The following is a 16617-nucleotide window of genomic DNA, read 5'->3' as shown; positions in this document are numbered from 1 at the left end:
AACGGAGAGCTTGAATCTACTTGCTGTGAGTAGGAGAGACTTGGCCGCGAGTCTTGGAGAGACTTGGCCGCGAGTCTCGGAGATACTCGCCTACTCAGACAATGCCAACTTACTGCTCGGGTTAACGTCTCCACTCTCATTCTCGCACTCTTCCGTCGTCCCCACAAACTGACCATGATCATGAACGTCCCACGCCGTCCCGACATCCTCACGCTCAGCCTGGGAGCGATATTCGCACTGCTCCCGGCCTTGGAGAGTTATGCCGAGCGACTCGACAGCACGCCTTGGAAGTACTCACTTGAGCAACCTGCCGATGGTTGGCAAAGCGCCGCGTTCGACGATAGCGGATGGACGACGGGAGAGGGTGGATTTGGTACCCGCGGTACTCCCAATGCACGCATTGGGACCGTTTGGAAAACCAATGACATTTGGCTCCGCAAGACCATCTCGCTTGACAACGTGCCTGCCCATCCGGCGCTGCTGATGCACTACGACGAAGACACAGAGGTCTTTATCAACGGCGAACTCGTTGTCTCTAAGACAGGCTGGGCCGATAACTATCAAACCATTCCGATTGAGGAGTCAAAACGCGGTATTTTGAAAGCCGGCGAGAACACCTTGGCAGTTCACTGTCGTCAGAACAATGGAGGACAATACATCGACGTGCATGTGGTCGATGGCGATCACGTGCCCTCGCTGCCGAAGATGAAACCGTTCGTTTCGGAACTGATTACGAAGTGGGGCAGCGAGGTAACACCCGATAATGTGTGGCAGGAATATCCCCGTCCGCAGATGGCCCGTGACAACTGGAACAACCTCAACGGAAACTGGGACTATGCCGTCACCGACATCAAACAAACCGAACAACCGAGAGCTTGGGATGGCGAGATCTTGGTACCGTTCTGCTTGGAGTCCAAACTCGGTGGAGTGCAAGAACTACTTAGTGAAGACGAGGCATTGTGGTATCGCCGCACGTTCCCATCCAGGAGGGCAGATGGCCAACGAACGCTGTTACACTTTGAGGCCGTCGATTATGCGAGCGAAGTCTTCGTCAACGGAACCTCGGTAGGCAAACACGTTGGTGGCAACACACCTTTCACGCTTGATATCTCCGAGGCGATCAAGGACGGGGATAACCAACTCATCGTGCGGGTCGAGGATGCGACCGAAGCGTGGCAACTCAATGGAAAACAGCGTCGTAATCCCGGCGGCATTATGTACACCCAGGTCTCGGGGATCTGGCAAACGGTGTGGACCGAACAGGTGCCTGCCAGTCATATCGCCGATCTCACCATAACAACCGATGCCCAGACGGGCACGATCACGATTATACCGGAGATCGAGAGCAGCGATGCCGTTGCCAAGGTAAGCGTTGTCGTCAAAGACGCCGACCAGGTGGTTGCCAATTACAGCGGCGTGGCCGATGAGATCGCAATCACCGTTCCTCACGCGAAACGATGGACACCTGACTCACCGCAGCTATACCACCTCGAAGTTGCTTTGCTTGACAGCAACGACAAGGTACTCGACAGCGTGAACTCATACGCGGGCATTCGTACCGTCGGCAAGATTCGCGACAAAGACGGCAATCTCCGCATGACACTCAACGGCGAAGTGATCTTCCATTGGGGACCACTCGATCAAGGTTGGTGGCCGGATGGATTGCTGACTCCACCTTCGGATGAAGGCATGAAGTTTGATATCGAGTGGCTCAAGGCCGCTGGATTTAACATGATTCGAAAACACATCAAAATCGAGCCGCGTCGCTACTATTACTACTGTGACCAGATCGGCATGATGGTCTGGCAAGATCAAGTCAGTGGCGGCAAAAATCCACCGTGGACGAGGATGGACAAGAATCCGGTCGACGCTGAGTGGCCGGACGAACAACACGAACAATTCATGCTCGAATTCGAACGCATGATCGATGAACTCGAGAATCATCCCTGCATTGTCATCTGGGGGCCGTTCAATGAGGCGTGGGGGCAACATCGTACGATGGAAGTCGGCAAATGGACGGTCGAGCGAGATCCATCACGTTTGGTTAACATCGCCAGCGGCGGAAACTTCTGGCCGGTCGGTGACATCGCCGACCAGCACTCTTATCCCAACCCTAGCTTCCCATTCGATCCGGCGCGATACAAAGACTACGTCCGCGTCGTCGGCGAATTCGGTGGTCATGGATACCCCGTCGAAGGACACCTCTGGGATGCCTCACGCGAAAACTGGGGTTACGGAGGGCTGCCGAAAACAAAAGCAGAGTACCGCGATCGTTACGTGAAATCTCTGGAGATTCTCGATCAACTTCGCCTTCAAGGAATCGCTGGCGGCGTGTATACACAGACGACCGATGTCGAGGGCGAGATCAACGGCTTGATGAGCTACGACCGCAAGGTCATCAAAATCCCTGCTGAGGAGCTCCACGAGTTGCACCAGCGACTCTACGAATAATCCCTTTGAGGCAGAGTGTTCTGCAGCGAACGGTCGTCCAGCCTTTCGAAAGTGCGGCATGACTCGCCCAACAGCGGAACGTCTTGACCGACCGTTAGTTTCGTAACCCCAGTCGCGGAAGCGACCGAGCTTGCGACACTGCCCGGTGTCGTACGGCCCTCGCCTCGCACCTGCATCACCTCGGCGACCTTCCCAGCCAGGTTCGCCCCCAGTTCCGAGAAATTCACCGTCGCTCTGGAGTAAAACCCAGACCAAGCTCCGTGTCTCCCACCTCCCTCACTAAACCATGAACCTGCACTCTTTCAACCCGCACCGTCTGCTGCTGGCCTGCTTCGTCGGACTCCTAGCAACCCCCACGCTCGGCACGAGCGCTGATGCAACCGCGTTCCGCCCTCCCGCAGTTCCGCTGGTAGCCCACGACCCGTATTTCAGCGTTTGGTCGCAGTCCGACAATTTGTGGGCTGCCGAGACGACTCATTGGACCGGCAAGCCACAGCGGATGAGCGCGATCGTCCGCGTTGACGGCCATGCGTACCGATTAATGGGTGGTGGCCCCCAAACCATTGCCGCGATGAAACAGATCTCCGTCGAAGTGCTGCCGACACGAACGGTCTATCACTTTGCGGGAGGCGGTGTGCAGGTGCGATTGATGTTCACCACGCCTGCGCTCCCGATGAATATCGAGATCCTGAGTCGTCCGACAACCTATATCAATTGCGAGGTTTCAGCAGTCGACGAGAAGACCCACGAAGTCGAGTTCTACTTCGATGCAGGTGGCGAATTGGCGACCAACGAAGGCAATCAGAAGGTTACCGGTGAAACGATTGCGACGAGCAATGCGGCAGGATTGAAACTCGGTTCGGTCACCCAGCAGGTACTCGGCAAGTCCGGCGATGACCTGCGGATTGACTGGGGTTATCTGTACGTCACCGCACCACGAGTGGACCAGGCGACTGCCGCATTCGGTTCCGCAGACAAACTTCGTGATGCGTTTGCCGAGGCCGGACCTGCCGCGATTACCTCCGACACGCCACGATTCCCCGTCGCCGCCGATCGCGTCGTTGCTGCGATTGCCATGACCATCGGCAGTGTCGGTAGTGAACCGGTTTCACGGTATGCCCTGATTGCCTATGACGACCTGTATTCGATTGAGTTCATGACGAAGAAACTCCGCCCGTACTGGCGGAAGGACGGTTGGGAAGCTCAGGACCTCATCGAAGCGGCGGTCAACGAGCACGCGGAACTGGAAATTCGCTGTGCAGAATTTGACGCCGAATTGATGTCCGACCTGAAATCAGCTGGCGGACAGAAGTACGCGGACATCGGAGCGTTGGCATTTCGCCAGTGCTTTGCGGCGGGCAAGTTTGTCGCCGACGCCAACGGGCAACCACTCCAGTTCAGTAAAGAAAACCATTCCAACGGGTGCATTGCGACGTCGGATGTGTTCTATCCGATGATGCCACAGTTTTTACTATTCGGCCCTTCGCTGACGAAATCCGTGCTCGTCCCATTCATGGACTACGCGGCGTCGGATCGTTGGCCGTTCCCTTTTGCACCCCATGACCTGGGCACGTATCCCAAAGCCAACGGCCAGGTATACGGGGGTGGTGAAACGAACGAAACCAATCAGATGCAAGTGGAAGAGAGCGGCAATATGCTGATTCTCTTTGGTGCTCTCGCCAAAATGGAAGGCAATGCCGATTTCGCGGGCCTGTATTGGGACGAACTCACACAATGGGCGGAGTATCTCGAGAAAAAGGGGTACGATCTCGACAATCAACTCAGCACAGACGACTTCTCCGGTCACCTCGCCCACAACGTCAACTTGAGCGCCAAGGCCATTTGTGGTCTCGGCTCCTATGCCATGATGTGCCAGATGCGCGGTGACGACGCCAACGCCCAGAAGTATGCCGACATGGCTCACAACATGGTCCAAGATTGGATGAAGGCCGCCAACGATGGTGACCATTATCGATTGGCGTTCGACCGCAGCGGCACCTGGAGCCAGAAATACAATTTAGTCTGGGACCGGATCCTTGAGCTGGATCTATTCCCCGCGGAAGTCGCCGACACGGAGATGGCATACTACAGAAAGATTCAAAACAAGTATGGTTTGCCGCTGGATAACCGGTCCGACTACACCAAGCTCGACTGGATCCTATGGTCGGCCACGCTCACCGAAGATCGCGACGACTTCCTCGCGCTCATTGGCCCTGTCCATGAGTTCCTCAACGCAACGCCTGACCGCTCGCCGATGACGGATTGGTACTTCACCTCGACAGCCAAGAAGCGAGGCTTTACCGCCCGGCCTGTGGTCGGCGGCGTATTCCTAAAACTGCTTTACGATTCAGCGGTCTGGTCCAAAGACGCCGCGATGGACGAAACGCAAGCGTCTGATTGGGCGCCCATGCCACTGCCGCGCGAAACTCGCGCGATCGTACCAACGAGCGCCAATGCCAACGTGAAGTGGAAATACACCTTTGAAAAGCCAACTGGAGCTTGGCAGAGTCAAGACTACACGGCTGAGAATTGGAAGGAGGGAATGGGTGGCTTCGGTACCAATGAAACCCCCGGCACGACGATCGCGACGAAATGGAATTCATCGGATATTTGGATCCGCCGCACCTTCCAAATCGACGGCCCGATCCCAGCGGAGATCGCGCTGCGCATGTATCATGATGAAGATGCGCAGGTGTATCTCAATGGGAAACTCGTCGCTGACGTCGGCGGATTTTCCGGTAGCTACCAGTTATTCGAAATTCCCTCTTCGGCACTTCGCCAAGGCGAGAACGTGATGGCAATTCACTGTCATCAGTCGACTGGAGGACAATACATCGATGCCGGCATCGACGAACTCTTACCGGAAAAAGCTGACGCTAAAACCAAGGACTGATCGCCGTTAGCGGCGATAAGGATTATCCACCTTCGAAGCTGAGAATGAAGTATTCTATTCACTTGGTTATCGTGGCTGCTGCCCCACTTTTTTTGTGGGTAAACGGCAGCCGGTGCGTCCGTCCAAGTACTACTTCTAGGCTGGGAGACATTCCGATGAGAGTTGTCACATTGATCTTGGTTGCAGCCCTGCTGTATCCGTGGGCTAGCACCCCGGCGGACGAACCGCAGTCGGCGATCGATTTTGTTGGACGCACAGAAGCGGCGGTGACGATGACCGTGCGGTCCCAGGTCACCGGTTACCTGACTCACCTCGCCGTCAGGGATGGCGATTCGGTCACAAGGGGTACGTTGTTGATGGAGATCGACAGGCGTCCCTACGAACTCGAACTGGAGGCAGCCGAAGCGAGAGTGAAAGTGGCTGAGGCCCGGTTGGATGTGAGCAAGTTGAGACTCGCCAACGTTGAAAGGCTGCTAAAAGAAAAGGCAATTCGGACAGAGGAACTCGCGATACAAAAGGCGGAGACCACTGAAGCGGAAGCGATGCTAACGGTCGCTGAGACCGAGGCGGAACAGGCGGAATTGACTCTTTCATGGACCCGGCTGACTGCTCCCGTCAACGGCCACGTGAGCTTCCTCCAGGTCGCTGAAGGTGACCTCGTGGTGGCCGGCGAAACGTATGCCATGACGATCATCGACAATGAACTACGAGTCTCATTTGACGTTCCCGTCGCTACGCTGCTGAGACTTCACCGGCCCACTCCTATCCGTCCTGAACAATTGGATATCGCCGTCCGGTCTGACCCCGAAGAGGGCTTCGTGCATCCGGCAAAGCTGGATACGATCGCTCCCGAAGCGGATTTCAGTACAGGAACGGTGCGTTTTTCCGGCTCGCTGCCCAATCCGCGCAGGATCCTGGTGCCAGGGATGAAGGTCACAGTACGACTCATTCCACCGCCCGAGTAGCGCGGATACAGAAGTTGGCAACGAGTGCTGGCCGCAGTGGCTGCTGTGGGCTCTTCCCCCAATGAAAATTTAAACCGTTCTGTGCGGCGGTGTCTGCAATCAAATGCTCGGTGTGCGACAGAATCAGTTTATCTGTTAACGGTTTATTTATGATCGGCGACGAGCCGAAATCGCCAGACTGGCGCACGTCGATAGCTCAAACGGTGGACGTAAAGACCACCGAGGCACGTCACCTGATCGTCATCCGAAGAAACAGGACTGCGACAACGATCAATCCGATGCGTATAATGGACGCATGATCAAAAACCCTCGTTTTGTCCCTGCCGCACCTCCTGTTCGGATCAGGCTGCGTTACTGCGCAGCAACCGCGTCCTGGCAGCGGGTGGCATTTTTTTTTCTCACGATGGTCGTGGGGACAGGCATTCCCACGCAAGTGTCGGGGCAAACTGACGCAGGGGCGGAGGGCGCCAAAGCTGCTGCCGATGGCTATTTGATTGAGATCCCCAGTCCCCTAACTGCGCGTGACGTCGAGCGAATTCTCTCGCAGTTAAATCGCCTATCACAAACCGCCCGCACGGCCCCGGCAGCTGCAGAGACAAACGCAGAGCGTCGGGTGAGCGTGGTACTGCATTTTGGCGATCCGCAGCGGAGTCGTCTTGTCCCAGCGGAATCGAACATTCGTGGCGAGCGACTCGGCGAAGATATCGTCTCTCGTGACAGCAGCACTTCACTGGAGGATTCCCTCAAACTCGCCCGCGCGATCTCCGGTGCAGATCTCAAACGTATCCGGCCGGTTGCATGGGTAGACACGCCCGTCCGCGGTAACGAGGTGCTGTTGGTGCTGGCCTGTGAGTCCATCCTGGTGGCACCGAGCGGCTCGATCGGGGACGCCACGTTTGGTGAAGCGGTGAACGACGAAACGACAACCCTGATCTTTCACTCCATCGCTAAACGACGCGGTCTGTTGCCACCTGAGCTCATCGCCGGTTTGATCAGTCCAGACGAGACGGTTGCCCGGGTACGGCTGACCGACGGAACAACGAAGCTCGAGCTCAGCGAAGCGTTGGAAAAACTGCGTAGTGGGGGCACCATCATTGAAGAAGAGATTTTGTCGCAGCCCGGCGAGCCGTTGACCCTGACCGCTGACCAATTGCGAGAGTTTCGCGCCGCGACGGCGATCGTCAATTCAGAAGGCGAAGTTGCTGACCGGCTTGGACTGAGAACGCTGCGTCAGGAATCGGCCGATGCCAGCGGCGAGGCATTCGGAGTTTTGCTGCGGATCAATGGTGCCATTCGCAGCGACCGAGTCCAGCGTTGGTTATCGAATCTCGCCGCGACGACGGAGCGGGGTGAGACGAACACGTGGCTGGTCGAGATTGACTCGCCCGGTGGCTATCTATCGGGTAGCGCGTCGCTGGCGGCAACCCTTGCCGATCCCGGTACGACCATCCGTACAGTCGGCGGGTATGTGTCTCAAGAAGCGCGGGGCGACGCCGCCCTAATTGCATTGGCTTGCCGACCGCTGGCGATGCATCCCGACGCGACGATCGGTGGCAGTGGCGCGGACGCCATGACACCCGATGAAGTAGCCGCTCAGGGCGAGCTGATTGACTTTGTCGCCGGATTGACCGGGCGAAGCGCAACATTGATCCGCGGTTTGCTAGATCCCAAGCTTACCGTCTATCGGTACATCAATCGCCGCACCGGTCGAATTCGCTATGCCGTCCCCAGCGAGATGGCGGCGGTAGTTGACGACGAAAGGGCTCCAGGACGATCGGATTGGAAACGCGAAGAGCGAATTGAATTGAGCGAGGGATTATCCGTCAATCGCGCGATTGAGTTGGGACTGGCGGACGAATCCGTGGAATCGCTGAAGTCAGTATCGTCTTCGATCGGGCTGACGAGCGTCCCGCCCCGACTGAGCGACCGGGGATTAGTACGTTGGGTAGAGCGACTGGGAAGTCACACCGGAATGGCATTTGGATTGTTAATGCTCGGCTTTATTATGCTGTCAACTGAAGCAAGTGCTCCCGGACTGGGCGTGCCTGGGTTTATCGCGGTGATGTGCTTCGCACTGTTCTTCTGGATCAAGTTCCTCGCGGGCACCGCCGAGTGGGCGGAACTATTGGCGTTTGGTTTGGGGCTGACGTTTCTCGCCATCGAGATTTTCGTGCTGCCGGGCTTTGGTATTTTCGGACTTGGCGGCCTCGTGCTGACTGTGCTGGGCGTGGTGCTGATGAGTCAGACCTTTGTGATCCCGCGAAATAGCTACCAAGCCAATCAGTTGGCAGAGGGCGTGTGGATGGCGATTGGCGGGATGGGCGGTTTGGTGATAGGCTTTTTGCTGGTGCGCGCGTTCCTGCCGCAGGCGGCAGCGGCATCGGGACTGGCGATGGAAACCCCCACGGCTGACCTCGATCGCCTCGAAAGGATTGCGGACTACGATCACTTGAGCGGGAGAACTGGCGTGGCATCGACTCGCTTGCGCCCGTCGGGCAAAGCTCAGTTTGGTGACCAGATCGTTGCCGTCGTTAGTGACGGTACAGCGATCGACCCGGGTCAAAGCGTTCGGGTGATCCGGGTCCAGGGCAATCGGATTGTTGTCGAAGCGGTGGACCAGTAATGCCCGCAATCTATGCAATCGGTCTGATGATTGCCTTCTTTGCACTTGCCATTGCGGAGATCCTCATCCCAAGCGGTGGGATGATTGGGTTATCCGCTGTGGTCGTCGCGGTGACTTCCATCATCGTCGGGTACACCTACAGTTCGTCGATGGCATTGACGCTCACGTTAGTGTACGTGATTACCACACCGATTTTACTGGCGTTATTAATTCGGTTCTGGCCGAATACGAAGATTGGTCGCCGGATGCTCAATCGGGCAACTCTCGAATCGGATTCGGCCTTGCCAGAACCAACTACGATCGACGGAACGCCGCTGAGCGAATTTATCGGCCGCGTTGGCATCGCGACGTCGAACCTGCTACCCAGCGGCGAGATTAAAATTGACGGCCACCGGTCGGACGCTGTCAGTACAGGACTACCAATCGACAGGGACGCGTTGGTAATCGTGGTGCGGGTGCAGACAGGAAAGCTGCAAGTTCGCGCCGCCAATGAGGATGAAATTAGGCGCTGGCGCGAGGACGCGGCAGGAGTGTCGCCACGCACCGCGACCACATTGCCCGAATCGATTGTCCCTTTGGCCAGTTCGACCGAGCAGAGCGTGACATCCCCCTTGGATGACATCGACTTTGACGATCTTCGGCTGGATGAGCCCCAAAGTGATGAGCACCAGAAGTGACTTGTCCTAGAAGTGACTTGTCCCAGTTGTGACGGGCCTCTGGATATGGCCTCCCCAGCAATTGCAGGTCTTGGGGATCCGCGTGGCACCGCTACCCACTGACGCGCAGACGGATTACGCTGCTGCCGATCACAAGCACTCGACAGTAGTTCCCGTGACCTAGCGCATCCTCGTCATCCAATCACAGCGTCTGGCGACAAAACCGATCGACGCAAGTGGCGAAATCCCAGCATCGTTTACTGGCGGACCGTTGCCGTTTGTGCGGAACCGACGTCGTTGATACGATCGCGTGGGCACCCCAAGCGTCAATAATTCGGATGCGCGAACAACGTTTCGCCGCGCATCGGCTCTGAGCCCAGTCCAACTCTGAGCCCAGTCCAACTCAGCGCCCAGTCCAATTCAGCCCACTCCAACCCAACTCAGCCCTACCCCGGCACGACGGCATTGCTCGGAAAAGCGTCATCTGAGCAGCCCCCAGGCCACCTCTCGCTTTTGAATGCCAGCCAAGAAAGACATCCCATGCAGATCCTTGATACGATATCCCGCATCGTTCACGTCGCCACAGCGATTACATTGGTTGGCGGAAGTGTGTTCACGCTCTTCGTCTTGCTACCGTCCATCAAAGCCCTCTCCGACGATGCGCGGCAACAACTAGCGGTGGCGATCAATGGCCGCTGGAAACGATTCATCCATGGCGGGATCCTGCTGTTTTTGCTCAGTGGATTCTACAACTACTTCCGAGCGATGCCAGCTCACAAGGGGGACGGGCTTTACCACGGATTGTTAGGAACCAAGATTCTGTTGGCCTTTGCTGTGTTCTTCTTTGCGTCCGTACTGGTGGGGCGCAGCGCGGGCACCGAAGGCATGCGTGCCAATCGGAAGAAGTGGCTCAGCGTGATTGTGATTCTGGCGGCACTGATCGTGTCGATATCCGGATTCTTGAAAGTCCGCGGCGTGCTGCCGTGAGCAGAGTGTGGGAGTCCGCCTTCGCGCTGCGAAAGTAGACTGGGGGTGCATGATTCGGAGCGCGAACGGTGCCCCCAAAAGACCGCTCAATTCTTAGCGAGTCCCATTCTCGGCTCGCCTGCGTCTCAGCTGTGGAAACTCAACACTCCTGTTTCGCATCTCAGCTCGTTCGCTCAAGTGCCTCCGCGGCGGTGAGCACGTGCGGCGAATTGCCTCGCTGGCAACACGTCTTGAAGACTATCTGCTAATATACTGCAGTTGCGTAGCGAGATTTATCGCGGCCCCATTTCAGGGCGTCTTTTGGGACGCTGCTTATCGTTTCGACACCGAGGAATAAAATGGCGACAGTGACGTCGACCGATGTCCCGCAGAGCGGAGCTGGCGACAGCCATTCTGCGACCGATGCGGGGCGCATGGAACAGTTCTCATACGATGATTCGATCGTGCGCATGTTCGCGGCGGCGACGATTGTATGGGCCCTGGTGGCCACCTTTGTCGGGCTGACGGTGGCTGTCCTGCTCGTTTTGCCACAGATTTCAAGCGGTCTGGAGTGGCTTAATTTCGCTAGGCTACGGCCCCTGCACACTAATGCCGCTATCTTCGCGTTTGCTGGCAACGCTATTTTTGCTGCCGTTTACTACAGCACCCAACGACTCTGCAAGGCGCGAATGTGGAGTGATGCACTCAGCCGTATGCATTTTTGGGGCTGGCAGCTGATCATCGTGCTCGCCGCGATCACCCTGCCGTTGGGAATCACACAGAGTAAAGAATATGCCGAGCTCGAATGGCCGATTGACATTCTGATTGCGATCGTATGGTTGTTCATCTTCGGTGGCAACTTTTTGATGACATTGATCCATCGTCGCGAACGTCACATGTACGTGGCGCTGTGGTTTTACATCGCCACGATTGTCACTGTCGCGTTGCTGCACATTTTCAATAATCTCGTCGTCCCGATTGGTGCCTGGGCCAGCATTCCAATCTATGCCGGCGTGCAAGACGCCTTTATGCAGTGGTGGTATGGCCACAACGCCGTGGCGTTCTTCCTGACCACGCCGTTTCTTGGGTTGATGTACTACTTCCTGCCCAAGGCCGCCGAGCGTCCTGTCTTTAGTTATCGACTGAGCATCATCCACTTCTGGTCGCTGGTGTTCATTTACATCTGGGCTGGTCCCCACCACTTGCACTACACATCGCTACCGGAATGGGCCAGCACCCTGGGGATGCTCTTCAGTGTGATGTTATGGATGCCGAGTTGGGGTGGAATGCTCAACGGCCTGCTCACACTGCGTGGAGCGTGGCACAAAGTCGCCGCCGATCCAGTGCTGAAGTTTTATGTTGTCGGGGTCACCTTCTACGGGATGGCTACCTTCGAAGGCCCCGCATTGTCAGTGAAGTCTATCAATGCATTCACGCACTATACCGACTGGACCATTGCTCACGTGCACGCCGGTGCCCTGGGATGGAACGGGTTCATGGCCTTCGGCATGCTGTACTGGCTGATACCGCGGATTTTCCAAACCAAGATGTGGAGCGAGAAACTCGTCAGTCTGCATTTCTGGATTGGAACGCTAGGTATTCTGCTCTACATCGTACCGATTTACGCCGCCGGCCTGATGCAGGGCTGGATGTGGCGTGCGATGGACGATACGGGGCACTTGATGTACCCAGATTTCATTGAGACAACCCAGTCTATTGTGCCGCTATGGTGGTTGCGCGTCGCTGGAGGACTGATGTACTTCAGCGGTGTCGTGATGCTCGGTGTCAACGCGCTGATGACATGGCTGCAGCGACCGTCGGAATATGAAGTACCAGTAATCTCGGCGCCGCGGTTGAGTGCGGACTACCATCCAACCGAGAAGGAGCGGAAGAGTCCACTCGAAGGGGTCGCCGTTCTCGACGTCACCAAAAAAATCGAATCGTTCGCTTGGATGGGTTGGCACCGTCGTTGGGAACGCCTGCCGGTGAAGTTCACTGTCTTGGTGACGCTCGCGGTCGTCGTCGCGACGCTGTTTGAGGCGATCCCTGCATTCTTGATCCGCAACAACGTGCCTACGATCGCAACGGTCAAACCGTATACGCCGCTGGAGCTAGCCGGTCGTCATATCTTCGTTTCCGAAGGCTGTTACAACTGCCATTCCCAGCAGATTCGCCCGATGGTTTCGGAAACGAAGCGATATGGTGAATACAGCAAGCCTGGAGAGGGCGTCTACGATCGACCGTTCCAGTGGGGCAGTCGGCGGATCGGCCCCGATTTGGCTCGCGAAGGCGGCAAGCAGAGTAGTTTTTGGCATTGGACGCACTTCGAAAATCCTCAGAACGTCTCGCCAGGTTCGGTCATGCCGGACTATGGGCACCTGTTAACCGAGGACATGAAGTACGATGCGATCGCACCACATGTCCAAGCTGCAGCGTACTTAGGCGCTGAGTACAGCGACGAAGATCTCAACGACACCGCGGCTGTGGCAATGCGTCAAGCCGAGCGGATCGCTGCGGAGATTGTAGAGCAAGGCGGTCCGGCCAAGACATATGAGAAACAGGCCGTGGCCTTGATCGCCTATCTACAGCGAGTGGGAATCGACTTGTTTGCGGAAGAAGCCCCAGCGACGCCCGCTGATGAAGCAGTACCCGACGCAACCGCTCCGGCGCCGGCGACCGAGGATACGGCGGGCACCCCATCCGCTTGATTGACACACCATTACACACCGGTGGTACGTGCCACCGACACACTCGGAAGGATCAAGACGAATGATCAAAGACTTAGTATCTGCGCTGGACTATTCGGTTTGCGCCGAATGGGCGCTCGCGTTATTCGTGGTAGCGTTCGCAACAATCACCTACGGAACGCTTCGGCTGAGCCAGGACGCGTCAGATCGATTTGCCTCGATTCCGCTTTCGGACGATGTGGAGGATCCTCGTTCATGAATACCACGTCTACCGACCACACATCTCGTACCGACGATCCGCATACCACCGGCCACCTCTACGATGGCATCGAAGAGTTCGACAATCCATTGCCCGGATGGTGGAAGTGGATTTTCGTCGCGTCGATCGCGTTTTGCCCACCGTATTGGCTCTACTACCACGGTGGTACGCCTGGTCGTTCCGTTCAGGACGACTATTCGTTGGCACTCGCCGAGAACACGCGTTTGCAGTTTGAAGAGATCGGCGAACTGCAGCCTACGGAACAAACCATCGTTAAGTACATGCATGATGACAGTTGGCGGCGGGTGGGACGCATCGTGTTTCAGACCAACTGCGTGTCCTGTCACGGCCGGGAAGGGGAAGGCAAGGTCGGCCCGAACCTGACTGACGAATTCTACAAGAACGTGAACAACCTCGAGGACATCGCCCACGTCATCAACAATGGCGCAGCTGCCGGAGCGATGCCCCAATGGTCCAACCGTTTGCACCCTAACGAAGTGGTCCTGGTAGCCGCGTACGTGGCGAGCCTGCGCGGCGAAGATTTGCAGGGGCCACGCGGCCCTGAGGGCAAAACGATCCCAGCGTGGCCGGAGCCGACGGCGAGCGAAGAGGAAAGCCCCGACAACGAATCGTAGTGGTATTTCCATGAGCAACCATGAAACCGATTCAATACACGACGAATGGGCCTCGGTAGCCCACGACGTGCTCAGCACGATGGAAGCGGACGGTAGTCGACGCTGGTTGCGCCCACGGCTGTCGATGGGCGATTGGTGGAAGAAACGCCGCGTCGTGGCCTACCTACTGATGGTCGTATTCGTCTTGATCCCGCACCTGCGGATCGGCGGAAAGCCCGTCGTCTTGATGGACCTGGTGGCTCGGCAGTTGACGGTTCTGGGCAAGACTTTCTATCCCACCGATACGCTGATTTTGGCGTTTGGGATGCTGGCAGTGTTCATCAGCATTGTGTTGGTGACCGCGATCGCAGGGAGAGCTTGGTGCGGGTGGGCGTGTCCGCAGACGGTATACATGGAGTACCTATTCCGTCCCATCGATCGCTTCTTCGAAGGCACCGTGGGCCGCGGTGGCAAGCCCAAAGCAGAGATGGGCGGGATGCGTAGCATCGCCCGGATCGTCGTCTATCTGCTGCTCTGCATGTTTCTTGCCCATACCTTTCTGGCTTATTTTGTCGGCACCGACCGATTAGCGCAGTGGGTCCGCACGTCGCCGTTTGAAAACCCCTCGGCGTTCTTAGTCATGGCGGGCGTGACGGCGTTGATGATGTTCGACTTTCTATACTTCCGCGAGCAAATGTGTACACTCGCGTGCCCCTACGGTCGCTTTCAATCGGTGATGCTCGATGAGCAATCCAAGATTGTTGCCTATGACCCGGGACGGGGCGAACCGCGAGCGAAGGGCAAACGTCCCGCCGCGACGCCTGCCGGTGACTGCGTGGATTGCCATCAATGTGTGGTCGTGTGTCCCACCGGAATCGACATTCGCAACGGGCTGCAGATGGAATGCGTTAACTGCACCCAATGCATTGATGCATGCGACAACGTGATGGAGCGCGTCGGCTTGCCAAAGGGATTGATTCGATACAGTTCCCAGGACGAGATCGCTCGCAAACCTAAAAAGCTGTTCCGCGCACGGACGATCGCCTACCCTCTGCTGTTACTCGCCGTGCTGAGTGGGTTTGCGTGGGCGGTCGGCAGCAAAGCTGGATTTGACGCGCGACTGCTGCGTGGTAAAGGGGCCCCCTTCTCCATCACGGCCACAGGTAACGTCAACAATTCCTTCCGCTTGCGGTTGGTCAATCGCAGCAGCGAGCCTCAGCAATACACACTCTCGGTAGTGACTCCAGAAAATGTGACACTTGAGGTACTTCAAGACGACCTACTAATGCTACCGCCAGGCGGCAATGTACTGATCCCACTGAATGTGGAGTTCCTCCCCATTCAAACGCGAGGCAGCGGCAACAAGGCAGCAGTCTTGAGCGTGCAGGACGGACAAGATCGCAAGCATGATCTGCCCTTCAAATTGCTAGGCCCGCGGTAGCCTGATATACCCAGCGGCAAAGCCGGCAGGCAAGTTTTGGTTGCCAACAGCCCCGTCGGCCTGAGCCGCGGTCAGCACTCCACTACGAGCGGGCGGACTGCGAGGGGAGCGTTCCTAGTCGTCGGGGGCGATGCGTCGCGGCAATGAACAAAATCAGCGCCAGCCAAACGAATACGAATCCGCCCATTCGTGTGCGATCGAGCGTCTCGTTGTAGAGCACGGCACCGACCAAGAACTGCAACGTGGGGCCGACATACTGCAGAATGCCGATGAGCGACAAATCAAGCCTGCGGACCGCGGTAGCGAATAGTGCCAGCGGCGTGATCGTGATCACCCCCGCGAACAGCAGCATCAACGTGACACGCAGCGATCCTAGCTGAAAGGCACTGGTACCCTCGCGAACCTGCCATCCCAGATAAATCGCGGCAGGAATGAATAGAACGGAGACTTCGATCCACAATCCTATCAGCGGCGGCAACTGCCCTCGCTTCTTCACCAGTCCGTACACTCCAAACGATCCCGCCATCAGGATGGATACCCAGGGCAAACCACCGGCGCCGATCGCCATGATGCTGACGCCGAAGGCGGCAACGGCGACCGCAAACCACTGCCAGCGATCGAGCCGCTCTCCTAGAACCACCACGCCCAGCAGCACATTGACCAAAGGATTGATGTAGTAACCTAACGAAGCATCGAGTACCCGGTCGTGGTTGACAGCCCAGATAAACGCGAACCAATTGATCGCAATCATGCTCGCGGCGGCGCCATAGGTAAACCACACCCGCGGCTTCGATAACTCGGCGACGACGGATTTGCCGCCACCCCACCAGCCTCGATTCATCAAAATCGGTAGCAAAATGGCCAGTGACACAAACGACCATACAATCCGATGGCACACTAATTCTGTTGAATTGGCAACGTCGACTAAACGCCAATAAATCGGAAAAAGTCCCCACAAAGTGTGGGCTCCGACTGCGCAGACCAACCCCACTCGGTCAATCGAGGGTATAGCGCGAGGCGATGAAGCAGTTGGGGGTGGCACGGGTGGGCTACATGCGGTCG

General features: G+C 57.0%; 11 protein-coding genes. 9 read left to right on the top strand and 2 right to left on the bottom strand.

Translation table 11 applies throughout. The features are described from left to right. Nucleotides 1-180 precede the first annotated feature (180 nt). Nucleotides 181-2451 (top strand): glycoside hydrolase family 2 protein, encoded by a 2271-nt coding sequence (locus Poly21_RS13420; RefSeq protein WP_146407506.1) that lies wholly within the window; start codon nucleotides 181-183, stop codon nucleotides 2449-2451. On the opposite strand, the gene Poly21_RS27530 is transcribed toward Poly21_RS13420, so the two are convergent. Continuing rightward, nucleotides 2442-2678, bottom strand: coding sequence for a hypothetical protein (locus Poly21_RS27530; protein ID WP_302118854.1), 237 nt, complete (start codon nucleotides 2676-2678; stop codon nucleotides 2442-2444). The two genes, Poly21_RS13420 and Poly21_RS27530, sit on opposite strands and share 10 nt — an antisense overlap. Before the next feature lie 59 nt (nucleotides 2679-2737). Between Poly21_RS27530 and Poly21_RS13415 the strand changes: the two genes are divergently transcribed. The 8 genes from Poly21_RS13415 to ccoG all read left to right on the top strand — a co-directional run bounded on the left by Poly21_RS13415 (nucleotide 2738) and on the right by ccoG (nucleotide 15555). Continuing rightward, entirely contained in the window at nucleotides 2738-5344 is a 2607-nt protein-coding gene (locus Poly21_RS13415; RefSeq protein ID WP_146407505.1) for a glutaminase family protein, read from the top strand. Nucleotides 5345-5499: 155 nt separating this feature from the next. Next, the gene (locus Poly21_RS13410) at nucleotides 5500-6309 is read left to right on the top strand and encodes an efflux RND transporter periplasmic adaptor subunit (protein WP_302118853.1); all 810 of its coding nucleotides are present in this window, start codon (nucleotides 5500-5502) and stop codon (nucleotides 6307-6309) included. Nucleotides 6310-6604: 295 nt separating this feature from the next. Continuing rightward, a complete protein-coding gene (locus Poly21_RS13405) occupies nucleotides 6605-8932 on the top strand; it encodes an NfeD family protein (protein ID WP_302118852.1) in 2328 nt (775 codons plus the stop codon). Beyond that, entirely contained in the window at nucleotides 8932-9609 is a 678-nt protein-coding gene (locus Poly21_RS13400; protein WP_146407503.1) for an NfeD family protein, read from the top strand. Before Poly21_RS13405 ends, Poly21_RS13400 begins: the two co-directional genes overlap by 1 nt. 519 nt (nucleotides 9610-10128) lie before the next feature. Beyond that, on the top strand, nucleotides 10129-10575 hold the full coding sequence (locus tag Poly21_RS13395) for a hypothetical protein (RefSeq protein ID WP_146407502.1): 447 nt from the start codon (nucleotides 10129-10131) through the stop codon (nucleotides 10573-10575). Nucleotides 10576-10913: 338 nt separating this feature from the next. Continuing rightward, entirely contained in the window at nucleotides 10914-13262 is a 2349-nt protein-coding gene (ccoN, locus tag Poly21_RS13390; protein ID WP_146407501.1) for a cytochrome-c oxidase, cbb3-type subunit I, read from the top strand. A gap of 234 nt (nucleotides 13263-13496) precedes the next feature. Further along, nucleotides 13497-14135: a cbb3-type cytochrome c oxidase N-terminal domain-containing protein gene (locus Poly21_RS13385; protein ID WP_146407500.1), complete on the top strand. Its 639-nt coding sequence runs from the start codon at nucleotides 13497-13499 to the stop codon at nucleotides 14133-14135. 10 nt (nucleotides 14136-14145) lie between these two features. Next, nucleotides 14146-15555: a cytochrome c oxidase accessory protein CcoG gene (gene ccoG, locus Poly21_RS13380; protein ID WP_146407499.1), complete on the top strand. Its 1410-nt coding sequence runs from the start codon at nucleotides 14146-14148 to the stop codon at nucleotides 15553-15555. A gap of 82 nt (nucleotides 15556-15637) precedes the next feature. Here ccoG and rarD read toward each other — a convergent pair whose 3' ends face one another. Continuing rightward, nucleotides 15638-16546 carry an EamA family transporter RarD gene (gene rarD, locus Poly21_RS13375; RefSeq protein WP_302119769.1) on the bottom strand — a complete coding sequence of 303 codons (909 nt, stop codon included), beginning with the start codon at nucleotides 16544-16546 and terminating at the stop codon, nucleotides 15638-15640. Nucleotides 16547-16617 lie beyond the last annotated feature (71 nt).

Source organism: Allorhodopirellula heiligendammensis (genome assembly GCF_007860105.1).
In the GTDB taxonomy this organism is placed as follows: Bacteria; Planctomycetota; Planctomycetia; order Pirellulales; family Pirellulaceae; genus Rhodopirellula; species Rhodopirellula heiligendammensis.
Note: the sequence above shows the minus strand (reverse complement) of the source record. Positions and strands in the feature narration are given on the sequence as shown.